The following is a 25,924-nucleotide window of genomic DNA, read 5'->3' on the forward strand; positions in this document are numbered from 1 at the left end:
AATCATATGGTATATTTCAATAATGCCGCTACTACATATCCTAAACCAGCGGCGGTTTATGAGGCGATGGATGAGTATTACCGTAATAATGCCGGTAGTTTGGGGCGCGGCGGCAAGGAAATGAAATCTGCAGGGACGTTGGTAGCAGACACTAGACAGTTGCTCAAGGAATTATTGCATACATCCCTGCATGAAGTTATTTTTACGCCCACGGCAACCTTAGCATTAAATATGATAATACAAGGCTTAATGAAGCGGCCGGTAAAAAATGTTTATATCACGCCTTTTGAGCATAACGCAGTGACTCGGGTTTTGCATGCCTATGCTGATAAGATCAATTTGCGAATCTTAGCCGTGAATAAAGATTGCTCTTTTGATTTGGAACGTATCGGCTATCAGTTCGCGGACTGTCAGCCAGATTTGGTTATCATGTCTCATGCTAGTAATGTTATTGGGGTAATAACACCAGTGGCAGAAGTGTTTGCTTTAGCCAAAAAGTATGAGGCTATCACTGTGGTGGACATGGCTCAAACAGCTGGGCTCGTGGATTTTGATATAGCAAAAGCAAAATGTGATTTTGCTGTATTTGCAGGACACAAAACGTTATATGGGCCTACTGGAATATCAGGATTCCTGATGAATCCTGACGTAGAATTGCCTACGATATTGTATGGCGGGACGGGAATAGACTCTGCTAATCAAGATATGCCCAAGGATATACCGGCTCGCTATGAAATGGGAACTCCGAATATGGTGGCTATCGCAGGGTTGCATGCAGCATTGATGAAACTGAAAGAAAATAATATATCGAGTTACTATTGGCAAGAACAAGATAATAGAAAGCATCTGTTAGATGTTTTAAATAATTATGACTTCGTAAGACTGGTAGGGATTAATAATAATTTGGATTATGTTGGTGTAGTTTCTTTCATCATAGATGGGATCAGCAGTGACAGTGCAGGACAATTATTTTCAAGATTAGGAGTAGAACTAAGAACAGGCCTGCATTGTGCACCGTTAGCACATGAATTTTTGGGAACATATCCTGCTGGAACTATACGTACAAGTGTGGGGATATATACTAATGAAGAAGATTTATTACGATTAAACGATTCTTTATATTATATTAAAAGTAATTTATAAGGCAATAGATATCAGCTAGTATGTTTAAAAAAATAATGGAGGAAATATCGTGGGCGTTAATGCGAATAATAAAAAATCATTTAATGAATTATTGAAAAATGAAATAAATGGTGATTTGGTTTTGCCTGATTTTCAACGAGGATTTGTATGGAAAATAGATCAACAAAAAGCATTGGCAGCTACTTTTTTGACGAGGATACCTTTAACAAGTTTGCTCCTTTTGCAAGGGACTAAAAAAGATTTTGGATATAAGAGATTATGCGTTAAAAATAAGGAGATAAGTGATGTGTCGACTGAAGATGCTAGATGTATCTTTTTGCTCGACGGACAACAGCGTTTGTCTACGCTAAAAAATGTTTTTTCAGATGTTTATAGTAGTTGTAATGGAGAATGGGAAAGCGTATTTGATAAAATAGATAATAAATTAAAATATCGTTGGTTTATAAATTTGTGGTCTAATAAGAGAGTTGATGAAAATACAGAATTTGATGATGTATTTGGAATAGAGAGATTATCAAAACCAAAGCAATTGGATAAATTAGAACCTGTAGATTTAATTGATTATATTGAATATAGAAAAATAAAGAAGGGGGATGTAAAAAATAAAGAAAATATAAAATGGTGGCATCCTTCTTTCTTATATTTTAGTGATAATAGAACTCCAGCCTATGAATCTAAAAAAAGGGCTGCTGAAGAATATATGATTCCATTATATAAGTTTTTTAGTGATGAAAATTCCAATGTTAAAGTTACAGCAATAATTACTGCGATAGCAAAATCTAGAGCAGAAGCTCTAAAGGCTGAAATAGCTGAAGGGGTAAAGGAGGTAGATGAAATATTTGTGGAGGAAGAACAACGGAAATTATATGATGAGAAGCCTGAGGTGGCATGGGAAGAGTTGAGGAATAACTGGGCTGATGCAATGAATGAAATGGTAGCAAAGACTGTAAGTCAAGATATATACTTCATTGAATTAAATGCTGATGAAATTGGTCGTGCTGTTACAATTTTTGAAAATATGAATGCATCGGGGACAAGATTGTCTGTATTCGATTTAGTAGTAGCAAGAGCGGCTACAGGGAATAGAGGTTGTGATTCTTTAATAAGTTGTATAAACGAGCGGTTAAAAGAGGAATTTGCTATACCAAATGCTTTAGCGTCTAATATTAAAGAAATGGTAAATATAGCAGAAGATATGAAACTCATTAAAGATGATGAAATCGATACTGATTTTAAAAATGCATTTATATCTATGTTACCTGTAAAAAAGAAAATTGATAGTATTTCAAATAAGAACGGAAGTATGGTTAAGATATCATCGGATGATTTAAAGCAAAATAAAATTTTAAAGCTATCATCAGATGAGATTTATTCCAGCGTTAATGATGTTATTGATGCATTGAAAAGAGCGTATGCTTTTCTTCAGTATAGATGTGGCTTGATATCAATAAAAAACTTGTCATATAGATTGATGATTATTCCGATAGCATGTATTTTTTTGGATAAAGAAAGATGGAATAATAAAGTTATTTTAGATAGGGTTGAATGTTGGTATTGGGCATCGATATTTGACGGCTCTTTTTCTGCAAATCAAAACAATAAAAGTTCGGAAGATATAAAGAAATTATTTGATTTTGCGGTCGGCGGATATACGAGCATTTTTGATGAGCGGATTAATAATGTCTTTAATCTTAGGGGATATTCGGATCTTGATGCTTTATTAGGTACAGATGATTACTCTTGGAATGAAGCTATGCATCAAGGAATTTTATCGTATATTCTAAGCAGAAACCCGCTTGACTTTCAAAAAACTGCATCGATTCACTTGCGCGCCTGGGAGGCTGCGAGAAAGTTAACTGTATCTTATAATCATGTCGATTATGTAATCGACTTACATGATCATCATCTAATTCCGCTTTGTCAAGATATGGATAATAAGTATAGTGATTCTGAAAAAAACTTACGGAAGGATAAGAAGTTCATTTTAAATTCACCGTTAAATCGAACATACATAACGTCTGAAGCAAACACTCGTATAAGTAAGGATAAAATTGATTCGTATATGAATGATATTAATGGCTATAGTACGAATGAACATTTTATACCAAGTTCATTGAAGAAAAAGAAAAATGAAAATAACGAAACGTATTATCGGAGAGTTTTAACAGATAGATATAAATTGTTGAGCGAAGAGATGAAAAAAGAACTTGAATATTTAAAACATGACAATGAGTAATTGGAGGTGATATGATGAGCCTGCGAGATATAACATTAAAATCTGAGTATCGCACTTTAAAAGATGATATTGCTAAAGATTTTTATATTCCTGCTTTGAAACAGTCAGTATCTTATAAGAGGGCCGTGGGCTTTTTCTCTTCCTCCATACTTGCTATGATTACAGATGGTTTGTATGAATTATATCAAAACGGTGGGTATATCCAGATCTTAGCATCGCCAAGATTATCTGATGAAGATATTGAAGCTATTAGGCTAGGGTATGAAAATAGAGATATAATCATAAAAAATGCTGTTGTGCGTGAATTGAGAGACTATGAAGACTTTAAGACCAGGGATCGTTTGAATTTGTTAGCATGTTTAATTGCAGAAGGTCGATTAGATTTTGAAATCGTTGAGCCTATGCTAACCAATGGAAGTGGTATGTATCATGAAAAAGTGGGAATTATCACTGATGCAGAAGGAAATATAGTAGCATTTTCTGGTTCTATGAATGAGAGTAGTAATGCGGTCGAAAATAACTATGAATCATTTGATGTGTTTTGTTCGTGGAAAAACGCTGATGAAGAACGAGTTATGAGTAAAGTCGAAGCGTTTAATCGTCTGTGGGAAGATCAAGAAGAAAATGTAAAAGTCTTTAAATTTCCAGAAGTAAAAGATTTGTTTATAAAGAAGTATCAAACGGATTGTTACTGTCTTCAAAAAGAAAGAGATTGTGACTTTGATGAGGTGGCCGAACCTAAGGTGGATTATGATAGAGTGGCCACAGATGACAATATCGCGTTTGTAAGGCCGGAATGGCTTCATTTATATGATTATCAATTAGAGGCTATTGACAAGTGGCAGAACAATAACTATTGTGGAATTTTTGATATGGCAACAGGGACTGGGAAAACATACACTGGTTTAGCAGCTGTTGCGCGTTTATGTGAGAATGTGGAGAAGCTTGCTATAATTATTGTTTGTCCCTATCAACATCTAGTGGAACAATGGGCAGGTGATGTGCGAAAATTCGGAGTAAATCCTATAGTGGGGTACAGTGGCTCTAAAAATAAAGATTATAAGAGAAGACTGGCATCCGACTTATTTGATTTTAGGATGGGAATAAAAAAACGCTTGTGTTTCCTTTGCACAAATAAAACTTTCTCTTCAAGAGCTATTCAAGAGGTTTTAGGAAAAACTAGAGGGGAACATGTGCTGTTGGTGGTTGATGAGGCGCATAATATTGGGGCAGAACATTTGCGAAAGACATTGTCTGTAAATTATGAATATAGATTAGCATTATCGGCTACATTGGAACGATATCAAGATGATGACGGGACAATGGCAATTAAAAGATTTTTTGGAGAGAAATGTATAGAGTATAATCTGGGACGAGCGATCCAGGAGGAAAAATTAACACCTTATTATTATTATCCTATAGTGACATCGTTATCGAAAGAGGAATACAAGATATACCAAGAATTAACCAAGAAAATGATGTCCTGTTTGATAAAGATAAACGGCAAATTAACTTTAAATGAACTTGGGAAAAGACTAGCAATAAAACGTGCTAGAGTGGTATCGGGGGCGGTTGATAAAATTAGTAAACTAAGAGATTTAATAGAAGGTGGATATAAAGATAAAAACAATATGTTGGTTTATTGTGGTGCGACTCGTTTAGTCGAACAGGATGGAGATATATCGATTCATGATGACATCAGACAAATAGACTATATTTCTCGCATGTTGAATATTGATTATGATATGCGTACTGCACAATTTACCTCAAAAGAGAATGCAGAAGAGAGAGAATTGAGATTGCGTGCTTTTGCTGAAGGAGAGATTCAAGCTCTAGTAGCTATAAAGTGTCTTGATGAAGGGGTTAATGTTCCACAAATACAAACAGCATTCATTTTAGCAAGTACTATGAATCCTAAGGAATATATTCAACGACGTGGGCGTGTACTACGATTATATCCAGGAAAAAAGTTTGCTGTGATTTATGATTTTATTACTCTGCCACATGCGGTTGAAGACGTTCCGTATTTAGATGCCGACGTGCGTGCTGGTGATATATCATTAGTTAAGAGAGAATTGTGTCGATTGCTGGAATTTGAACGGTTAGCTAAAAATAAACATGAAGCGGATGAAATATACAGTGAACTCATTGATGCTTATGAACTATATGATTTTGATGTGGGTAATGAAAGTGTTTGGGAGGAGCTAGTATGAAAGAGATTGAGGTAAACGAAAAAATTGTGGATCGTATCATGATGCGAGTTATATATGATGAGACGCGAAATTTGAGAACGGAAAAGTACAGTGCTTCAGAATTGGTAAAGAAACATATTAAGACAATAAAAGAATATACAAAGGAGCTTGTTACCAATGAAGATTAAAAGTATATATTTAAAGAATTTTCGTCAATTCAAGGGAGAGCATACATTAACGTTCTCTACTGATAGTGAGAAAAATGTCAGTGTGATAATGGGAGAAAATGGTTCAGGGAAAACTACGTTGGAACAGGCTTTTCGGTGGTGCTTATATGGTACGCATGACTTTAAGGTGGCAGAGCTTATAAATCGTGAGGTTAAAGATTCGATGATATCTGGTGAGGAAGGGAAAGTTAGAGTCGAATTGATAATTGAGCATAATGGCAAGGTCTATAGGGTAGCACGGTATCAGATATTAGAGAAGAAAAATGGACGTTTGAAATTAATTAATGATGGTTTTATAATGCGCGAACAAGATGATTTGGGAGAATGGAGAAGTTTAAGCAAGGATGAGGCGTATGTCCAGATGAAGACGTTGTTGCCAGAATCGTTGGCAAGATTCTTTTTCTTTGATGGGGAACGGATTGAAGCAATGAGTCGCACATTGTTAGATGAAAAGAAAAGTGAAGAATTCCAAGATGCTGTAAAAGGGCTTGTGGGTCTGGATGCTGCTTTGAATGCAATAACTCATTTTGGGCCGGAGAGTCTTAAACGTACAGTAATGGGAAAGTTTTTTCAAGATGTTGGGGCTGGTGGTAATAATAAGATAGAAGAACTTACTGAGCAGATAAACAAGTTTAATAACGATGTAAAAACTCTTCAGGAACAAATACAAGGTGTAAAAGAAGAGGCAGAACGTTTTCAGCGAGATTTAACAAGGGCTGAAAATAAGAAAAATGAAATGAGGGAGGGGATTGACCGTAGTAATGAAGTTCGGAAATATACATTGAATTTGAATCAATATCATAATAATAAAAAGCAACATGCAGAGCGTTACATACATAAGTTTGCTGAAAATGCTCAAGCGTTGTGCTCTAAGTATGTTGTGGAACAAGCCTTGACGGTCATAAAAAATGCTGGAGCGTTAGATTCAGGAATACCTGCGCTTCATGCAGATGCAGTTCAGTTTTTGTTAGACCGTGGGATGTGTATATGTGGAGCTGATTTGAATAATGACTATGAAAAAAAGAAACATTTAGAAAAAATGCTGCAAATGCTCCCTCCATATAGTGTGTCTACAATTGCGTCTCAGCTTGCAGCTGATCTTCAAGAACAGGTAGCTAGGGTTGAAAATGTTGAAATAGAATTAGAAGAATTGTTGAAAGATGAGCGGCGTGATGAAGCACAAATTTTTGATTTGGAAGACAAGCTGAGTATGATTGATCGGAATATTCCAAGTCAAGACAAAATCGAGAGCCTCAATAATCAGATTAGTCGGTTTAAAAAATTGAAATTAGATGCGGGAAATGAGTTTGCAAAACTTAATAGCCAGAAGGGAAAGGTGGATTATCAGTTAAAAACAGCAATAAATAAGCGCAATGAATTGCTGATTGAAGATCAAAGAAATCGGACAAATTTAGTATACTTGTCTTATGCTCGAGCTGTTTATGATAAGTTGTTAGACTATTATAAAGTAAGAGAAGTGGAAACGAGAAAGCTGCTTCAAGATGAGATTAATAGGATTTTCGAGGATATTTATGATGGCGGTATTCAAATTAATGTTGCAGATAATTATACTATAACCACAGACGTTATAGATCCTTCAGGACAATTTGATGGAACAAACCTTGAGCAGAATACTGCACAGAGCTATGCGATTATTTTTGCGTTTATTGCAGGATTGATTGAGTTGGCGAAGAAGAAATATATTCAGCGTAGTGAAGAATATTCCGATGAGGATATGGATGTTATAGATGGATATCCGTTAGTTATGGATGCGCCGTTATCTTCTTTTGATAAAAATAGAATTCATAAAATTTGCAACGAGCTGCCTAGAATAGCAGAACAGGTTGTCATTTTTATAAAAGATACGGATGGTGAATTGGCAGAACAGCATTTAGCAGATAGAATTGGAACGAAATGGACTTTGATAGCTGATAGCAAAGTATGTAGTCATATCGAAAGGAGAGCGTGATAATGTTTGATAAGCAGATGACGTTTTCGGGTAAACATGCAGATTATTTACGACACTTAGCCCCTTCTAAAAAGATGGGGGAAAGCAAAATGCAACGGACGACGATTTTTTCCTCGAATATCGAAGTGTTGAAAGTTGCACCAGTCGTGGGATTTTTATTTAATCGTTTAGGGCAAGTAGAACATGATAAGGAGATTACCGATAATACCATTTTTCTTGAGCAGGTTCTTAAAATTCAGAAGAATCTTATACAGAATTATCGTCTAATAATGTTGTTGCATGATCAAGATAAAGTATCGGTAGATGAACGTATTAACAGAGCCTTTAGGTATGATCGGCAACCAGAAAAAAGAGTCTACGGGGATAAAGTGTTTAATCAGTATTTATTAGGCGGCATAGAGGTCTTGTACGAAGAACTTGTCGAAGGGAAAGATAGTTTAGATGAGGATGTCAGAGGTGTAGCAGAATTTCTTTTGACATGTAAGGAGATGTTTGGAAGTAAATTTTCAATGGAGCGTATAGATGCGTTGTGTAACGAAACTAAAATTTAATAAAATTAATGGTTAGGTGGGAGGACGGTTGACATGTCAAAAAATGACTTGTCAATTGTCGTGAAGATTATTGTGATAGGAAGACTAAAAACGGCAGAGCTATCGAACTAGATAGCTCTGCCGTTTGTTTATAAGCAATGATTATTTATCAACACCCCAGGCATGGATGCCGGTTTCGTCGCCGAGGATGGCCGGGTCGAAGACTGGTTCTTCGATGCCGCGGCGTTTCTGGTCGACGTAGTCGTTGAAGGTGATGCTGACGCGTTTAGCCAGACGGGCAACCGCGTAGAGGTTCGTCAGGCACAGGAAGCCCATGAAGAGGTCGGCAAGGTTCCAGACCAGCGAGAGCTCAGCCACGCTGCCGAAGAAGACCATAACGACGACGAACAGGCGGAATAGCGTCATAAAGAGTTTGCTCTTGCCCTCGAAGAAGGCAATGTTGATTTCGCCGTAGTAGTAGTTGCCGCAAATCGAGCTGAAGGCGAACATCATGATCATGAAGGAAACAGCGGCCGGAGCCAGCGAACCGAAGATGCTGGCCAGGGATGCCTGCGCGAGGGCAACACCCGTGACGTCGCCGCCAATCGTGTACTGACCGGTCAAAAGGACGATGAAAGCCGTAGCCGAGCAGACGAGCCAGGTATCGACATAGACGCCGAAAGCTTGAACAAGACCCTGTTTGACCGGATGGGTGACATCAGCCGTAGCGGCAGCATTTGGAACGGAGCCTTCGCCGGCTTCATTCGAGAACAGGCCGCGCTTTACACCCGTGAGGATGGCCGAGCCAAGGCCGCCGCCGACAGCAGCCTGCGGCGAGAAGGCATCGTGGATAATCAGTGCGAACATATCCGGTACCATGCCGATGTTGAGGATGATGATGGCAATGGCCGTCAGGATATAGAGTCCAGCCATAATCGGTACGAGGAATTCTGTGAACTTAGCGATACGCGTGACGCCGCCGAAGATGACGAGGGCCGTCAGAATGCAGAGAACTGCTGCCGTGACAACTGGCTCAACACCAAATGCACCTTTGACGGAAAGAGCAATCGTGTTGGCCTGTACCGAGTTGTAGATAAGGCCGAACGTAACGGCAATCAGAATGGCAAAGAGCTTGGCAACGCCAGGCTGCTTGAGTGCATTCTGGATGTAGTAGGCTGGGCCGCCGTGGAAGGCGTTATTGCCGCGCGGCAGTTTGTAGATCTGAGCCAGCGTGCTCTCGACAAAGCCGGTAGCACAGCCGATGAAGGCGATGACCCACATCCAGAAGACGGCACCCGGGCCGCCGGTAACGATTGCGATAGCCACACCAGCAATGTTGCCGACACCGACGCGGGATGCTGTGCTGACGCAGAAGGCCTGGAACGAGCTTATGGCCTTGCCCTCGGTCTTTTTGCCGATGCCTTCGGTCAGCAGGCGGATCATCTCGGGCAGCATGCGCAGCTGGACGAATTTTGTCGACAGCGTGAACCAGAGACCGCAGCCGACGAGAACCGCAATAAGTACATACGACCAAAGGACGTTGTTGACCTCATTGACAACAGTGTTTAATAAATCCATGAACAATACCTCTTTTCCAATAAAATAAGCCTTTTGCAGGCAACGCAAACAAGGAGACAAACTCCCTTGATGATTTGCTGCAAAAGGCGCCGTTGCCTTAAATATATAAATATAACATAGCTATTATAACCTCAGTGCTTGGTTAATGTCAAGAATCTGTCACTTTGTATACACAGGCAAAGAAATAAGCCCCACCGGAGTGGGGCTTAGATGACTTAGTGGATTTTCCGAAACATGGAGTTTATTATTTAATAGGAAAGAATCAGAGCTTTTTATAAGCCGTGACCTTCTGATAGTGATTCTGGAAGAATTCTTCGGCAACCTGCGGGAACAGAGCATAGGAGAGAACATCTTCCTCCGACGGATTCAGGAAGCCTTTTTCTTTGAGCTCGGCTTCAAACTCAGCAAAGGTTTTGGCTTTTGCATCTTCCACCGAGCAGTCCTCGATGATGTCCTCCGGAGCGATGCCGAGTGTCTTCGTGAGGAAGTCGCGGTCAATAGCAACCGGTGTGCGGCCGAATTTGCCGCGGGCGAGGTCTTTGAATTCTTTCGGAACCATCTTGTAACGCTCGCCGCTCATGACGTTGAACGTTGCCATCGTGCCGACAATCTGGGAGGACGGCGTGACAAGCGGCGGATAGCCAAGGTCTTTGCGGACGCGCGGCATTTCGTCGAGCAGTTCCTGATATTTATCTTCCATGCCAGCTTCTTTTAACTGGTTGGCAAGATTCGAGAGCATGCCGCCTGGAATCTGGAAGTCGAGAACGTTCGGGTTGATATCGAAATAACCTTTGAGGTTAAATTCCTCGATGATGCGTTTCTTGACCGAGAGGAAATGTTTGGAAATCGGCGTAAGTTTCTGGACGTCGATGCCCGTATCGTATTCCGTGCCTTCGAGTGCGCGGACCATCGTCTCGGTGCATGGCTGAGATGTATCCGAGGAGAACGGGGCAAGGGCCGTATCGATGATGTCGACACCAGCCTCAATTGCCTTGAGATAGGTGGCATGGCCGAAACCGGACGTGCAGTGCGTATGGAGCTCGACCGGGATGTCGAGAGCGGCCTTGAGTTTCTTGACGAGGTCTTCTGCAACATACGGTTTCAAAAGGCCCGACATGTCTTTGATGCAGACCGAATGGCAGCCCATATCCTGAAGTTCTTTTGCCAGTTCCACGAATTTCTCATTGGTATGAACCGGGCTGATGGTGTAGACGAGGCAGCCCTGGACTTCTGGTTTTTCCGGGCAGTTGAGTGCGGCATTGATGGCAACTTTGAGGTTGCGGACATCGTTTAAGGCATCGAAGATGCGGAATACACCGACACCATGCTGGGATGCTTTCTGGACGAATTTTTCCACAACGTCATTGGAGTAGTGATTGTAGCCTAGAAGATTCTGGCCGCGAAGAAGCATCTGGATTGGCGTATTGAGGTTGGCTTTCAACGTATCAAGGCGTTCCCAGGGATCCTCCCCAAGGAAACGCAAGCACGTATCAAACGTTGCACCGCCCCAGGCTTCAAGGGCTTTATACCCAACCGCATCCAGCGCTTCCAGCTGCGGAAGCATATCTTCGATGCGCATTCGTGTTGCACATAAAGACTGATGACCATCGCGAAGGACTGTCTCCATAATCTGAACCGGATTCTTTGCCATAATGAAACACTCTCCTCAAAAAAGTTATTAAGTCATAAGCAATGCTTATGGATGATTTTAGCAAAAACAGTGAAAACTAAGCCGGGAAAACAACCGTAAGGCCGCATAAAAACTATAATTTTCATGAATCAGCCATAATTATCATCTCAAGAATAGTATAGGTACTAAAAAGTTCTTTGTCAATGGAAAACGTGATTATTTTCCCATTCTATAACTAATTTGAATCATAATTTGCGATTGTTGTGATATAGTTATTATTGATTGTTGGGAGTGGAATAAAAGAAGGTTATCGTTGCCGAGGAAATAGTTTTGAAAAATTGTGGCGCGTCCTGTATAATCAATAACGTTAGGTTTTAAAATATATTATAGATAGGAAGACTGTAGAATGTTTCGTATGATAAAGATTAAGGCAATTGTTGCTGGTGCATTGTTACTGCTGCTTTTAGGCGGCGTGATTTTATTTGGCCTGGTAAAGGTTTCTCATGAGCGGCTGCTGTCGGAAAATCTGGAAAAGGGTAAGGCAATGCTGGCTGACGAGGATTACCAATCAGCGCGCGTGTATCTGTCACTGTTTGAAGGCGAAGGCCAAAAGAGCCTTGGCTATAACCTCTATGGGTATGTGTCGGCGGAAATTGCATACCGGGTATATCTTGGCAATGGCGATATCAACAAATTGCAGGAAGCCAGCGACTATCTGGCTGAAATAAATATGAGCAATTTGGGTGGTTACGGCAGTAATGCCAGCAGTTTGAAGAAAACAGTCGAAGACTGCTTGGATTCCTACAACGAGCAAGTAGCTGCACAGGAACAGGCGGCGGCCGCGGCAGCCGCTGCGGCTGAGGCCAAGGCAAAGGGCAAACAGTCAGCAGCGCCATCGGGCCAAAAGGCAGCAGCCGCCGAACCGGCCGCCAATAACAAACCAGCGTCGGCGGAAAAAGTTTCCCAGCCGAAACAAAAAGCGGCACCCGTAGCACCATCCAAGCAGGCGGCACCGAAAAAATAAAAAGAGAATTGCATAATCATACAGTTTTTCTTGCAAAATAGAAAAAATGCTGTATAATATTTACTGCAACATGAATAAAAAGCAACGATATTTCAGGACGCGACGGAATGAAATATCGTTGCTTATTTTATGAAAGAAGGTACAAGGATGGAACGTGCGATAGAAAAAGATTCGGCACACAAAAAGGGATACTCCTGGAAAGAAACGGCAAAATTCCTTCTCTGCTCGGGCTTTGGCTGTTTTATGTTTTTGTTCCCTGTCAGTGGCGGGCAAAGTGATTTTAATACGACGCTGTCGGTGCTGACGGAGATGCTCGATAAGGCAATCCAGGCCAATTTGCCGTGGCTGCTGACGGCCATTGTGGTTTTTTCGGCCGTTGGCGCTTTGGCAGGACAGGTTTGGAAGCCGGTTTTTGTGAAAAAGTATGAATGGCTTGCTGAGCTCTTATTCGTTTCTAAGCCTTATATGGTAACGCGCCTGGTAGCGCTGTTTGTCACGCTTTGCGTCGTGCTGGGCGTTGGCCCTGAAGCTGTCCGCAGTGCGGATGTAGGGGAGAGCATGGTCGGGCTTTCGCAGACACTGGTCGCCTTGGCCATAACGCTGAGTTTTGTTCTGCCGTTTTTGACGGACTGCGGCATTATGGAATTTACGGGAATCTTGCTGAAACCGTTGATTCGTCCGCTGTTTCATGTCCCTGGCCGCGCGTCCGTAGACCTCATTGCTTCGTGGCTGGCCTCGTCGAATACGGCGGTGCTCATCACGGGCAACCAGTACAACAGCGGCTTTTACAGCAAACGTGAGGCCGCATCGATTATGACGAACTTTTCGCTCGTGTCGATTCCGTTCTGCATGGTCGTAGCTGAGACACTTCACGTTACGTCGCACTTTTTGCTGCTTTATGGTTCGGTAACGTTCATCGGTTTAATCCTGGCGGCAATTGGCGTCCGCATTCGTCCGCTCGTGTCGATTCCCGATTCCTTCCATGGCGAAAAGAAAATCAACGAGGAAGTGCCGAAAGACGCATCGCTCGTCCGTTGGGCCTGGGCTGAGGCATTGGGCAGAGCATCGAGATTCAGCTTGAAAGAAGCCCTTAAAGCAGGCGGCAAAATGACCGTCGGCATTATTCTCGACCTCATTCCGATCGTTATCGCCTGGGGAACCATCGGCACCCTGCTGGTAAATGAAACCAGCATCATGCAGTGGATTTCGTATCCGATGGGGGCTTATATGAGCCTCTTGGGCATTGAGGGAGCGTTTCAGATTGCGCCGGCGACACTGGTCGGCTTCATCGATATGTTCATTCCTGCGCTCATCACGAACCAGGATTTGCCCGAGACGACAAGATTCCTCGTGGCTGGGCTTTCGCTCGTGCAGATTATCTATCTGACGGAAGTCGGCAGTATCATCGTAAAATCAAACGTTGGACTCGATTTCAAAAAGCTCTTTGTCATTTTCCTTGAACGCACGATTATCGCCATTCCTTTGCTGGTGTTGGTAACGAAACTGTTATAACGAGGTATAAGAGGTATAAGGATGTCCTCCCTGTCAGAGAACAGGATTTTTGTCTGTCGTTGTAGAATATAGCGGAAAGACGATGAGGAAAGGCAGGAGGGATACCTATGAACAGGCTGATGCGGATTCTTTTCTTGGCAGGACTTTTGCTTGTCTTGCCAGTGGGGTGTTTGCAGGCTGCAGGCTATGAGGAGGAAAGCCAGCAGGAAGATTTCGCTTATCAGGTGTTGTCACTTGTCAATCGGGAACGGGAAAAAGAGGGGCTTGACCCCGTGATGCTGGCACCGGATCTGATGGAGGCCGCAGCCGTGCGGGCTGAAGAATTAACGGAACGCTTTTCCCATACGCGGCCCAATGGAAAGTCTTGCTTTTCCGTGATTGCAAGGAAAAAGCGGACGGTGGGCGAAAACATCGCGGCTGGCCAGCCGACGCCCGAGGACGTCATGGACTGCTGGCTAAACAGCCCCGGCCATCGTGCCAACATCCTGAACCCCGACTTCCGCGAACTCGGAGTCGGCTATCTCTACCGGGAGGGAGAAGAGTATCGGCACTATTGGGTGCAGTTATTCCGCGGATAATAAATAAAACCGGGCTGACCATGAAAAGGTCAACCCGGTTTTATTCATTCGGTGATGGATATATTGTTTTCTTTGGCAAAGGCTATGATCCGGTCTTTTGACCAGTCAAATATATTTTGACGTAAAAGGGCTGACGCTTTGAGGTCAGCCCCGTGGATTAATAGCATTCCTTTTGTACAAGTTTTTGATATTCTTCAAGCAGTGCTTTGGCAATTGGGCCGGGGGTGCCGGTGCCAATTTTTTGGCCGTCGATTTCGATGACGGGGGTGACTTCGAGGCTGGTACTGGTGGCGAAGGCTTCGTCAGCGGTCAGGGCAAATTCCGGCGTGAAGGCTTTTTCAACGACGGTGTAGCCGAGTTTCGGAATGATTTCTTCCATTAGAATAGAGCGGGTAACACCTTTTAAGATATAGTTATCTGTCGGATGCGTCCAAATCAGGCCGTCTTTTACGATGAAGAAGTTGCTGCTCGAGCCTTCGGTGATGAGGTTGTTGTCTTTGCGGAACTGAATGGTTCCGTCGACACCTTTGTCGTGGGCGGCCTGTTTGGCAAGGACATTGCCGAGCAGGTTGAGGCTCTTGATATCACAGCGGAGCCAGCGGATGTCTTCGCAGGTGATGCAGCGCATGCCGTTTTTTTGCTGCTCGGCATTTGGCGTTGATTCGTGAATGGTCATGGAAAGATTCGGGATGACCTGGTCTGGGAAGGCATGGGTGCGTTTGGACGTGCCGCGGGTGAACTGGAAGTAAATCGCGCCGTCTTTGATGCCGCTTTTCTCGATGAGGTCGTAGTGGATGGCTGTGAGTTCTTCATCCATGTAGGTGATCGGGATGCGCAGTTCACGCATGGAACGGCGGCAGCGGGCCAGATGACGGTCCAGGGCAAAGCATTTGCCGTTATAGACACGCGTGACTTCGTAGATGCCATCGCCAAACTGATAGCCGCGGTCTTCGAGGTTTACTGATGCTGAATCAAGGGAGATGAATTGGCCATTAAAAAATCCATAGTCCATAGGAAATCCTCCAATCAATAAATGCTTCCTTTATTATAACGCGACTGCTTCTGTTTTGCCAAAGGCAATTGGCAAAATCAGGACATATGACATATTTTTTTCGAAAGAATTTTCGCATGCCTATTGGTTTTTGCGGCTTACCTTGATATAATGAAGAAGATGATTTGTGTTGACACATTGTTCTATGGTTTACACAATGACAAGCAGAAGTTGGAACAAGAAGGAGAAATGTGTAAATGAAACTTGTAGTGACAGTCGTCGGTAAAGACCGTGTCGGTATCATCGCGATGGTTAGTCAAATCCTCGCCGAGAACAATGTCAATATCCTGTCCATCAATCAGAACATCATGGATGGTTTCTTCAACATGATTTTGATTGCCGAAATCAGCAGCAGTAAAATCAAGCTGGTGGAACTGCAGAAGACGCTCAAGGAGCGCGGCCAGGAAATCAACGTCGACATTAAGGCACAGCATGAGGATATCTTTAACGTCATGCACAATATTTGACCGGTCAATTGTCAAATGTCAAAAGTCAGTGGTCAATTGACAAGTCAGATTTGACCGATTAGGAGGATTTTGAACCTGTGATAACAATAGATGACATTTTAGAAACCAATGCCATGATAACGGAGAATAAGCTCGACGTACGTACGATAACGATGGGCATTTCTCTCCGCGATTGTGCGCATCCGAATATCAATCAGTTCTGCCAGAACGTCTACGATAAGATTACGACGTCGGCGGAGTTTTTGGTAAAGACCGGTGAGGATATCGAGGCGGAATATGGCATTCCTATCATTCATAAGCGCATTTCGGTAACGCCGATTGCCATTGCTGCCGATGCCTGCAAGACGGATTCTTATGTTCCGGTCGCTGAGGCGATGGACCGTGCGGCCAAAGCCGTCGGTGTCAATTTCATCGGCGGTTTTTCGGCGCTGGTAGAGAAGGGCTTCACGCATGGCGACCGCGTGCTCATCAATTCGATTCCGCAGGCGCTGGCGTCGACGGATCTCGTTTGTTCGTCGGTAAACCTCGGTTCGACGAAGACGGGCATCAATATGGACTGTGTCCGTGAGATGGGTGAGGTCATCAAGCGCACGGCGGAGCTGACGCGTGATACGCAGGCACTTGGCTGCGCGAAACTCGTTGTATTCTGCAATGCGCCGGGAGATAATCCGTTTATGGCTGGTGCGTTCCATGGTGTCAGCGAGGCCGATAAGGTCGTAAGTGTTGGCGTCAGCGGCCCGGGCGTTGTAAAGCATGCGCTGGAAAATCTCAAGGGCGCAGACTTCACGGAGGTTGCTGAGACGATTAAGAAGACGGCGTTTAAGATTACGCGTGTCGGTCAGCTCGTGGCCCGTGAGGCATCGAAACGCCTCGGCGTACCGTTTGGCATTATCGACTTGTCGCTGGCGCCGACGCCGGCAGTCGGCGACAGTGTTGCCCGCATCATCGAGGAGATGGGCATTGAAAGCTGCGGTGCTCCGGGTACGACGGCGGCGCTGGCTCTCTTGAACGATGCGGTCAAAAAGGGCGGTCTTATGGCATCGAGCCATGTCGGCGGTCTTTCCGGTGCATTCATCCCGGTCAGTGAGGATGAGGGCATGATTGCAGCCATTAAGACTGGCAGCTTGTCGATTGAGAAACTCGAGGCTATGACTTGCGTCTGCTCGGTTGGTCTTGATATGATAGCGATTGAGGGCGATACGTCGGCAGCGACGATTTCCGGCATCATTGCCGATGAAGCGGCTATCGGCATGATTAACAACAAGACCACGGCGGTCCGCGTTATCCCGGTTCCGGGCGCGAAGGTCGGCGATATGGTTGAGTATGGCGGCCTTTTGGGCTACTGCCCGATTGTACCGGTCAAGAACCAGTACAGCTCGGATGCCTTTATTGCCCGCGGCGGCCGAATCCCGGCACCAATCCGGAGCCTGACGAACTAAAATATTATAGCCTTCCCTGCGGGGAAGGCTTCTTTATTCGGAAGATAGAAGGTGTAAGAATGAGGGTTACGAAGAAGGTCAAGGAAGAACAGCTGGCCATTTTGGAGGAAACCTATCGGGGCGCCAAGCCGGAACTCATTTTTTCGAATGCCTTTGAGCTTTTGATTGCGGTGATTTTATCGGCGCAGTGCACCGATAAGCGGGTCAATGTGACGACGGCCCGTTTGTTTCAAAAGGCGGCAACCCCTGAAGCAATTCTGGCGTTGGGATTAGCGCAGCTCGAAGACGAGATTCGCGACTGCGGTCTTTTCCGCAACAAAGCCAAGAATATCATGGCGGCCTGCCAGATTCTTTGCGAGAAGTTTGGCGGACAGGTGCCCGATTCGTTTGCGGATTTGGAATCATTGCCGGGGGTCGGGCGCAAGACGGCCAATGTCGTCATGAGCGTGGCGTTTCATCATCCGGCCATTGCGGTGGATACGCATGTGTTCCGCATCAGCAACCGGCTGAAGCTGGCCACGGGAACGACGCCGCTCGAAGTAGAAAAAGAACTGCAACGGGTAATTCCGCGCGCGAAGTGGTCGGATGCCCATCATTGGCTTATCTGGCATGGCCGTAAAATCTGCAAGGCCCGGAAACCGCTCTGCGGCACTTGTCCGCTGGCCGATGTCTGCCCGAGTGCGCTGGCAGAATGATTTTTTCTGAAATGAGATGATTGAGTGAAATACCGTAAAGCAACATTTGATGATGTCGAGGCAATTTATGAACTGGTGTCGGATTACGCAACCGATGGCGTGATGCTGGCCCGTTCGCGTAATACCCTTTACGAGACGCTGCGCGATATGGTCGTGGCGGAAAATGACGAAGGGGAGATTGTAGGCGTTGGCGGCCTTCATGTGATTTGGGACCGTCTGGCCGAAATCCGCACGATGGCGGTCTCGCCGAAGATGACCCGTCAGGGAATCGGTGCTGAGATTGTGACGCGTCTCATTGACGAGGGAAAGGTCCTGGGCGTGGAGAAGTTTTTCACCCTGACGTATAAGCCAGGGTTTTTCCAGACGCTGGGGTTCCGTACGATTACCAAAGAGGAACTCCCGCATAAGGTCTGGAAGGAATGCATCGACTGTCCGAAGTTCCCGAACTGCGATGAAATCGCCATGATTCGCGACTGATGAAATAAATGTGTTTCACTGATGGAATAGCTTTACAAACTATTTACAAAAAACTATTGACATTGTGACGCTATCTTGATATATTATAAAGCAACAAGTGAAATGCATGGACGGAGAGAAGTAAATCGCAGGACTTCCTAAGAGAGCGGCGGGTTGGTGTGACGTCGTGGAGGACGCGATGGAAATACACTCCCGAGCAGCAGGCTGAACCATGAGTAGGCCGCGCCGGATGCCACCGTTATCATAGGCTAGGATATGTCAGTATCCGAATAGAGAGGCTTGCATCAGCAAGCAGGGTGGTACCACGGGTATATCAGCTCGTCCCTGTAGAGGGGCGGGCTTTTTCTATTTCCAGTTATTGTAACGCGATTATTAACCAGCGTGCATCACAAAACCATTTGGAGGGAATGAATATGATTATTGTAATGAGTCCAAACGCAACGAAAGAAAACCTTGATAAAGTTATCCATAAAGTAGAGGCCGCCGGCCTCAAGGTCCATGTCTCGACGGGTGAGGAAGTCACGATTGTCGGTGTCATTGGCGACAAGAAGAAAATCGCCGGCCTCGAGATGAATATGATGGAGGGCGTGGAGAAAACCGTCCGCATCACGGAGAAATACAAATTGGTCAGCCGCACCTGGCATCCGGAGGATTCTGTTGTCGATGTTGACGGTGTGAAAATCGGCGGTGAGGAAATCGTCGTTATGGCAGGCCCTTGCTCGGTGGAGAGCATCGAACAGCTCCGCGAGGCAGCCAAGGCCGTTAAGGCTGGCGGCGCACAGTTCCTGCGCGGCGGTGCGTTCAAGCCGCGCACGAGCCCGTATGATTTCCAGGGCCTGGCCGAAGAGGGCCTCAAGATGCTGCGTCAGGTAGCCGATGAGGAAGGTCTCAAGGTTGTAACGGAAATTGTCGATAAGGACGATATCGAACTCGTTGGCAAATATGCCGATGTTTATCAGGTCGGCGCCCGCAACATGCAGAATTTCCAGCTGCTGAAGGCACTCGGTCATGCCAAGAAGCCGGTAATGCTCAAACGCGGCTTGTCGGCAACGATCAGCGAGTGGCTCAATGCGGCTGAGTACATCATGGCTGGCGGCAACGAGCAGGTTATCTTCTGTGAGCGCGGTATCCGCACCTATGAGACGTTTACGCGCAATACGCTTGACCTCAGTGCAGTGGCAGCCATCAAGGAGCTTTCGCATCTGCCGATTATCGTTGACCCGAGCCATGGCACGGGCCGCTGGCAGATGGTTAAACCGATGGCACGAGCTGCCGTAGCCGCTGGCTGTGACGGTCTTATCATCGAGGTTCATCCGCATCCGGAAGTTGCTCTTTCCGATGGCGACCAGAGTCTTACGCCGAAAAACTTCGACCGCCTGATGGAAGATTTGGGCAAGATTGCGGAAGTCATGGGCCGGAAATTATGAGCGGTAAGCGGATAAATCTGGCCATCATTGGCGTAGGCCTTATCGGCGGTTCGTTGGGCCTATGCCTTAAGGACAAGATGGGCGAGGATATCTATATCACGGGTCTTTGCCGCACGCAGCAGTCGATGGACAATGCGATGAAGCTTGGTGCTGTTGACTATGCAACGGCGGATATCGAAGCTGTGGTCAAAGAGGCCGATATTGTCTTTTTGAGTCCGCCTGTCCTGCAAATCGTGCCGATGGTGGAAAAAATCCTGCCCTATCTGAAAAAAGGTGCCATCCTTACCGATGCGGGCAGTACGAAGCAGTACATTTGGCAGCATTTGCAGAAAATCCTGCCCGAGGATGTCTACTATATCGCCGGGCATCCGATGACAGGCCGTGAAAAAAGCGGTGTTACGGCGGCGCAAAAGGATCTCTTTGTCGGCAAGGCTTATGTGATTGTCGAGGATACCGGCGCGCCGAAGGAAGCCCACGAAAAACTCATGGGAGTGCTTCGCCATACCGGCGCCAACTTCACGACGATGGATATTGCCAAGCACGACCGTTGTGCTTCGGTTATCAGCCATGTGCCCCATGTGACGGCGGCGGCGCTTGTCACGCTTTTAAACCGCACGGGCGGCGATTTGGATTCCTGCATCAAGCTGATTGGCGGTGGCTTCAAGGATACGACGCGCATTGCGTCATCCAACGCGGATATGTGGGCCGATATCTGTATGACCAACAGCGAGGCAATCGCCAAGAATCTCAAGCAGCTCCAGGCGATTCTTGGGGACGTCATCACGGCCTGTGAGACGGGCGACCGCCAGGCTGTTCACGATTATTTTGCCGCGTCGAAGGCACGGCGTGACAGTCTGCTGGAAAATGCAACGAAAAAATTTGACCCGAATTAACAAAGAAAGTCTTCCCGGCTGGGAAGGCTTTTCTTTTTGCGGGAAACCGTGTACAATAAAAAAGAATGCAAAAACGGAGGCAATACTATGAAAGTAAAACTTAACGAACTGGCGGCTGCCATGCGGGAATCCGATGTGCGGCAGAGCTATGTTGATATCGCCAAGGGCAAAGTCATCGTGCTCGAAGATGATATGGGCGAGGAAGAAGCGCTGGACCATGTCTTTGACATCGAGGAGGATTGGGAGCACTATATTCCGCTGCCCAATGTCATCGATGACGATATGCCGGACATCATGCGCGGGTTTGCCGAATCCTGTCCGCGTGAGGATACCAAGGCGCGTTTACTGGAAGTCCTGGCCGGGCCGGGAGCTGTGGCGAAGTTTCATCATCAGGTAAAACATCTGCTGCTGAAGGCAAGCTGGGAAAATTACCTGACCGGACGGCTGGTAGAGATTGCGCGCGACTGGTGCGAGGAAAATCAGCTGGAATATGAAGATGAGGAGCGGTGACAATGCAAAAGAGAAACCTGTCAAAGGTTGTGGCGGTAATGCTGGCAGCCTCCTGCGTGGCACTTCCTGTGCAGGCGTTGGCTGCCGGGGCGGCTGTAGACTATGCGAAGCTTTATGCTGGTGTGGATTATCAGAATAAGACGACGTGTGTCATCGGGCCGGAGAGCCAGAATATGGATTCTGTCGGTGCGACGATTGGCTACGCCTACCTCAAGTCGAAACTTGGTATGGCAACGGAGCCGCGCGTGGCGGCCCCGCTTAATCGCGATATGAGCTATATGCTGGAGTATTTCCACATCCCGCAGCCGGCTGTTATGAATGATGCGGCTGGCCAGCAGGTTATTCTCGTTGACCACAGCAGTTATGCAGCTGCCATAAATGGTATGAAAAAGGCCCGCATTGTCGAGGTCATTGACCGTCACAATCTGGGCGGCTTAGAATCCGGCGGATTTGTTTACTACCGCAACATCCCGACGGCGGCGACGTCTTCGATTGTCTATCTTTCCTTCAAGGAAACAGGCGTTGAAGTGCCGAAGGCAATTGCCGGTGTCCTGTTTGCCGGGGTAATGTCGGCAACGGACAATCTGCAGGGCAGCAACGTGACGGCGCTTGACCGTCAGGCTTATGATGAGCTCAAGGGAATCGCTGGCGTTAAGGATATCAGCGTCTTCCATAAGGAACTGGAGAAGGCCGCCTTTACGCATGAGGGCATGAGTGACAAGGAAATCTTCGAGACGGATTGCAAGGATTATGTCGTAAAGGATTGGGCAATGACTATCAGCCAGCTCGAATGCTTGAATGATGAAGAATTTTCGCAGATGAAATCCCGCATGCTGGCATATATGAATAAGATTCCTGACCGCAATGCCGGCATGCTCTACTTCCTCGTGCTCAAAAACCGCAGCACGGGTGCAGCCGAACTCCTGTATACGGGAACGATGGCGGAAGCCGTCGCCAAGAAGGCTTTTGCCGGGGCCGATGCAAACCATGCTGTCCTTAAAAATAATGCGGACCGCAAGCGTGATGTCGAGCCAGCAATCCGTACGGAATTGGAACGTTATATGCAATACTGATGCTTTAGCGATAGCAAAAACCGCGCAGCTTTGTAAACTGCGCGGTTTTTGTGTGAAGTTTTTGCCAGAACCTGTTCAAAATGATATAATTACGATTGTATGATTTTTTTAGACGCGGCAGGTGTATTGGCATGTGCCCAAACAGGAGGTGTCTTTTTTGACACAGTTTGATAAACGAAACATTTCCATGATGATGGATTTTTATGAAATGACCATGGCGAATGGCTATTTCCAGGATCATGATAAAGACGTACAGGTGGCATTTGACGTATTTTATCGCGCCAATCCCGACAAGGGCGGCTTTGCGATTTTTGCTGGCTTGGAGCAAATCATCGAGTACGTGGAAAACATGGAATTTTCGAAAGAAGATGTGGAATACTTCCGTCAGCAGCATATCTTCTCGGAAGCGTTCCTGCAGTATTTGGAAAACTTCCATTTCTCCGGCGATATTTATGCTCTGCCGGAAGGCACGATCATGTATCCGAATGAACCATGCATCACGGTAGTGGCTCCGCTTATCGATGCGCAGCTGGTCGAAACGGCAATTCTCGCGCAAATCAATCATCAGTCTTTGATTGCGACGAAAGCCCGCCGCATTGTAAAAGCGGCCGATGGCCGGGCAGTATCGGACTTTGGCGCGCGTCGGGCACATAACATGGATGCGGCAACCTATGGAGCCCGTGCGGCTTATATCGGCGGCGTAGTTGGTACGGCGACGGTATCGGCAGGTCAGATGTTCAACATTCCGATTTCGGGCACGATGGCGCACAGCTGGGTTATGTTCTACAAGGATGAGTATACGGCTTTCAAGAAATATGCGGAGACTTATCCGGATGCAACGGTGCTGCTCGTAGATACCTATGATGTTATCCATTCGGGCATCCCGAATGCCATCCGCGTGGCGCATGAGGTCTTGGAGCCTATGGGCAAGCGCCTCGTCGGCATTCGCATCGATTCGGGTGATTTGGCGTACCTGTCCAAACGCGTGCGCAAGATGCTTGATAATGCCGGTTTGGAAGACTGCAAGATTGTCGTCTCGAACAGCCTCGATGAATTTACGGTCACGTCGCTTTTGAATCAGGGGGCCTGCATCGACAGCTTCGGTATCGGCGAACGCCTGATTACGGCTAAATCCGAGCCGGTATTCGGTGCGGTGTACAAGCTGGCTGCCGTGGGCGAGAATGGGGAATTTGCACCGCGCATCAAGGTTTCGGAAAATATCGAGAAAATCACGAATCCGGGCCTTAAAGATCTCTATCGCGTCTATGATGCCGATGGTCATGCGGTGGCTGATATGCTGGCGGTGTGCGGGGAACCAATCGATCTTTCGAAGCCGTTCCGTTATGTCGACCCAGTCAAGCCGTGGAAGAACCGTACTTTCGAGGGCTGCACCATCAAAAATCTGCGCAAGCTCTATGTGCGTCAGGGCAAGCGCACGGAAGATCTGCCGACGCTTGACGAAATCCGCACGTATGTCAAGCAACAGCTCGACAACGAGATTTGGGAAGAGGAGCAGCGCTTCGAAAATCCGCACCGCCATTATCTCGATATGACGCCGGCTTACTACGAGCTCAAGATGGAGCTGTTGTCTAAGACGCGCGAAGAGCACGCCTGAGCCTGGCTGACAGGTAAGCCAAGACGGTGACAAGATTCGGAGGGATTTGTGATGCTTACGGGAACGACCAAAAATCTTGCGGTAATCGGCTGGCCAATAGCGCATTCGCTCTCGCCGGTTTTACAGAATGCAGCTATTGAAAAGGCAGGTCTGGATTACGTTTATACCGCATTGCCGGTAAAACCGGAGGACTTGCCGGCAGCGGTGCAGGGCTTGAAGGCGTTGCAGTTTCGCGGCTGGAATGTCACGATTCCGCACAAGACGGCGATCATGCCCCTATTGGATGCTATTGATGAGGATGCGCGCATCATTGGAGCGGTCAATACGGTTGTCAATGATGAGGGCTGTTTGACAGGGTATAATACTGATGTAACAGGTTTTATCGAGGCGCTTTTGGCTGCGGGATTTGCACCGCAGGACAAGACGGCAGTGCTCCTTGGCGCAGGCGGCGCCGCCCGTGCTGTGGTCTGGGGCCTTATCAAGGCGGGCGTTACGGCTATCCATATTGGCGTGCGCAGCCCCAAGAAAGTCCAGCCGCTGGTTGACGAGTTCAGCACCTATGGCACGCTTACGGTCAGCCATTGGGAACAGGCAGACTTTGCCGCAAAACTTGCGGCGGCTGACTTGCTGGTCAATACGACACCGCTGGGCATGTTCCCGCAAACGAATGCCATGCCGCCCGTTGACTGGTCAAACGTCAAGGCGGATGCCTTTGTCTACGATATTATCTATACGCCCGCGGAAACGCGTTTACTGCGCGAGGCGCGCCTGCATGGACATCCCACGCTCAATGGCGAGGACATGCTCGTCGGCCAGGGTGCGGCTGCCTTTAGCAAATGGACGGGGGTACAGCCTGATATTGAATGCATGAAGGTTAAGCTGCGGGAAGCATTGGCGACATGATAACAGAATACATGGTTAATCCATAAAAAACAAGGAACAGCATCATCCACTAGGGGGATGCTGTTTTTTTTGTACCAAGCACAATTTTTTTTACGTTTGTTTACAAAACTGTTTTCTCGTGATGTGCTTGTTGGTAAGTGGAGTAAGTTGGGGGGAGGCCAAGTCTGTATATCGGCAGCCAGTTATTTTTGACACGGATATTGGTAACTCGACCGATGATCTTTATGCTATGGATTTGCTTTACAAAATGGCTCGAAACGGGAAGGTGGATATCAAGGGAATCGTAGTAGATCGTCAGGGTGAGGGATTTGCTGCGCTGGCGGATATTATGAACACTTATTATGGATTCCCGGATATCCCTATCGGTGTAGAACGGCATGGTGTGGCAAACAGCAGGCTCTATATCGATTACCGCCTGTTGGATGATTTGAAAATGGCTGATGGTAGCAAGATGTTTGCCCGCACGGACAAAGATTTTCGGGATAATCTGGATGGGTATAAACTTTATCGCAAATTGTTGGCTGAAGCTAACGATCGTTCTGTTAAAATTATGGGCATTGGTTTTGTGTCCAGTTTGGTGCAGTTGTTGGAATCGGGGCCGGATGAATATTCGGATTTACCGGGCAGAGAACTGGTAAGGCGTAAGGTGGATTCTCTTTATTTTATGGCGACAAAGCTGGGGAAAGCAAAGATCCAGGCTATAACCTGCAGTATGATCTTTCTTTGAGCAGACGCTTTTTGAGTGAATGGCCAAG

General features: G+C 46.2%; 23 protein-coding genes and 1 other annotated feature. Of the genes, 20 read left to right on the forward strand and 3 right to left on the reverse strand.

Features of this window, described 5'->3' with window-relative positions; all coding sequences use genetic code 11:
• Positions 1-6 precede the first annotated feature (6 nt).
• The 6 genes from FZ040_RS01015 to FZ040_RS01035 are packed head-to-tail and all read left to right on the forward strand — an operon-like array spanning position 7 to position 8,318.
• Positions 7-1,143 carry an aminotransferase class V-fold PLP-dependent enzyme gene (locus tag FZ040_RS01015; RefSeq protein WP_149170289.1) on the forward strand — a complete coding sequence of 379 codons (1,137 nt, stop codon included), beginning with the start codon at positions 7-9 and terminating at the stop codon, positions 1,141-1,143.
• 49 nt (positions 1,144-1,192) lie between these two features.
• Complete coding sequence (locus FZ040_RS01020) at positions 1,193-3,379, forward strand: DUF262 domain-containing protein (RefSeq protein WP_187620193.1); 2,187 nt, start codon at positions 1,193-1,195, stop codon at positions 3,377-3,379.
• A gap of 14 nt (positions 3,380-3,393) precedes the next feature.
• Positions 3,394-5,592 (forward strand): DEAD/DEAH box helicase family protein, encoded by a 2,199-nt coding sequence (locus FZ040_RS01025; RefSeq protein ID WP_149170291.1) that lies wholly within the window; start codon positions 3,394-3,396, stop codon positions 5,590-5,592.
• Positions 5,589-5,759 (forward strand): hypothetical protein, encoded by a 171-nt coding sequence (locus tag FZ040_RS13905; RefSeq protein WP_180364829.1) that lies wholly within the window; start codon positions 5,589-5,591, stop codon positions 5,757-5,759. Before FZ040_RS01025 ends, FZ040_RS13905 begins: the two co-directional genes overlap by 4 nt.
• Entirely contained in the window at positions 5,749-7,767 is a 2,019-nt protein-coding gene (locus tag FZ040_RS01030; protein ID WP_149170292.1) for an AAA family ATPase, read from the forward strand. Before FZ040_RS13905 ends, FZ040_RS01030 begins: the two co-directional genes overlap by 11 nt.
• 2 nt (positions 7,768-7,769) lie before the next feature.
• Entirely contained in the window at positions 7,770-8,318 is a 549-nt protein-coding gene (locus FZ040_RS01035; RefSeq protein WP_074514126.1) for a hypothetical protein, read from the forward strand.
• Between the two features lie 141 nt (positions 8,319-8,459).
• On the opposite strand, the gene FZ040_RS01040 is transcribed toward FZ040_RS01035, so the two are convergent.
• Positions 8,460-9,875: an alanine/glycine:cation symporter family protein gene (locus tag FZ040_RS01040; protein WP_149170293.1), complete on the reverse strand. Its 1,416-nt coding sequence runs from the start codon at positions 9,873-9,875 to the stop codon at positions 8,460-8,462.
• A gap of 262 nt (positions 9,876-10,137) precedes the next feature.
• Positions 10,138-11,526, reverse strand: coding sequence for a pyruvate carboxylase subunit B (locus tag FZ040_RS01045; RefSeq protein WP_149170294.1), 1,389 nt, complete (start codon positions 11,524-11,526; stop codon positions 10,138-10,140).
• Between the two features lie 385 nt (positions 11,527-11,911).
• Between FZ040_RS01045 and FZ040_RS01050 the strand changes: the two genes are divergently transcribed.
• The 3 genes from FZ040_RS01050 to FZ040_RS01060 all read left to right on the forward strand — a co-directional run bounded on the left by FZ040_RS01050 (position 11,912) and on the right by FZ040_RS01060 (position 14,619).
• Positions 11,912-12,529 (forward strand): hypothetical protein, encoded by a 618-nt coding sequence (locus tag FZ040_RS01050; protein WP_149170295.1) that lies wholly within the window; start codon positions 11,912-11,914, stop codon positions 12,527-12,529.
• 147 nt (positions 12,530-12,676) lie between these two features.
• Positions 12,677-14,041 carry a YjiH family protein gene (locus tag FZ040_RS01055; RefSeq protein WP_187620194.1) on the forward strand — a complete coding sequence of 455 codons (1,365 nt, stop codon included), beginning with the start codon at positions 12,677-12,679 and terminating at the stop codon, positions 14,039-14,041.
• 107 nt (positions 14,042-14,148) lie between these two features.
• The gene (locus tag FZ040_RS01060) at positions 14,149-14,619 is read left to right on the forward strand and encodes a CAP domain-containing protein (protein ID WP_149170297.1); all 471 of its coding nucleotides are present in this window, start codon (positions 14,149-14,151) and stop codon (positions 14,617-14,619) included.
• Between the two features lie 157 nt (positions 14,620-14,776).
• On the opposite strand, the gene dat is transcribed toward FZ040_RS01060, so the two are convergent.
• Positions 14,777-15,631, reverse strand: coding sequence for a D-amino-acid transaminase (dat, locus tag FZ040_RS01065; RefSeq protein ID WP_149170298.1), 855 nt, complete (start codon positions 15,629-15,631; stop codon positions 14,777-14,779).
• 236 nt (positions 15,632-15,867) lie between these two features.
• Here dat and FZ040_RS01070 point away from each other — a divergent pair, with 236 nt between their 5' ends.
• From FZ040_RS01070 to FZ040_RS01120, 11 genes are all read left to right on the forward strand, one after another.
• On the forward strand, positions 15,868-16,137 hold the full coding sequence (locus tag FZ040_RS01070; RefSeq protein ID WP_149170299.1) for an ACT domain-containing protein: 270 nt from the start codon (positions 15,868-15,870) through the stop codon (positions 16,135-16,137).
• A 77-nt stretch (positions 16,138-16,214) separates the two neighbouring features.
• Positions 16,215-17,576, forward strand: a complete 1,362-nt coding sequence (locus FZ040_RS01075; protein WP_149170300.1) for a PFL family protein — start codon at positions 16,215-16,217, stop codon at positions 17,574-17,576.
• 59 nt (positions 17,577-17,635) lie between these two features.
• Positions 17,636-18,271: an endonuclease III gene (gene nth / locus FZ040_RS01080; protein WP_149170301.1), complete on the forward strand. Its 636-nt coding sequence runs from the start codon at positions 17,636-17,638 to the stop codon at positions 18,269-18,271.
• 24 nt (positions 18,272-18,295) lie between these two features.
• Complete coding sequence (locus FZ040_RS01085) at positions 18,296-18,748, forward strand: N-acetyltransferase (protein ID WP_149170302.1); 453 nt, start codon at positions 18,296-18,298, stop codon at positions 18,746-18,748.
• A 98-nt stretch (positions 18,749-18,846) separates the two neighbouring features.
• Positions 18,847-19,077: a binding site (T-box leader), on the forward strand.
• An 84-nt stretch (positions 19,078-19,161) separates the two neighbouring features.
• Positions 19,162-20,175 (forward strand): 3-deoxy-7-phosphoheptulonate synthase, encoded by a 1,014-nt coding sequence (aroF, locus tag FZ040_RS01090; protein ID WP_149170303.1) that lies wholly within the window; start codon positions 19,162-19,164, stop codon positions 20,173-20,175.
• Entirely contained in the window at positions 20,172-21,068 is an 897-nt protein-coding gene (locus FZ040_RS01095) for a prephenate dehydrogenase (protein WP_149170304.1), read from the forward strand. The genes aroF and FZ040_RS01095 overlap by 4 nt, the downstream gene beginning before the upstream one ends.
• Before the next feature lie 87 nt (positions 21,069-21,155).
• Positions 21,156-21,578, forward strand: a complete 423-nt coding sequence (locus FZ040_RS01100; protein WP_149170305.1) for a UPF0158 family protein — start codon at positions 21,156-21,158, stop codon at positions 21,576-21,578.
• 2 nt (positions 21,579-21,580) lie between these two features.
• Positions 21,581-22,651, forward strand: a complete 1,071-nt coding sequence (locus FZ040_RS01105; protein ID WP_149170306.1) for a DHH family phosphoesterase — start codon at positions 21,581-21,583, stop codon at positions 22,649-22,651.
• Between the two features lie 157 nt (positions 22,652-22,808).
• A complete protein-coding gene (locus FZ040_RS01110) occupies positions 22,809-24,266 on the forward strand; it encodes a nicotinate phosphoribosyltransferase (protein WP_149170307.1) in 1,458 nt (485 codons plus the stop codon).
• Between the two features lie 51 nt (positions 24,267-24,317).
• A complete protein-coding gene (locus FZ040_RS01115; RefSeq protein ID WP_033170099.1) occupies positions 24,318-25,169 on the forward strand; it encodes a shikimate dehydrogenase in 852 nt (283 codons plus the stop codon).
• 130 nt (positions 25,170-25,299) lie between these two features.
• A complete protein-coding gene (locus tag FZ040_RS01120; protein ID WP_149170308.1) occupies positions 25,300-25,896 on the forward strand; it encodes a nucleoside hydrolase in 597 nt (198 codons plus the stop codon).
• Positions 25,897-25,924 lie beyond the last annotated feature (28 nt).

It is taken from the genome of Pseudoselenomonas ruminis, from assembly GCF_008271295.1.
Classification (GTDB): domain Bacteria; phylum Bacillota; class Negativicutes; order Selenomonadales; family Selenomonadaceae; genus Selenomonas_A; species Selenomonas_A ruminis.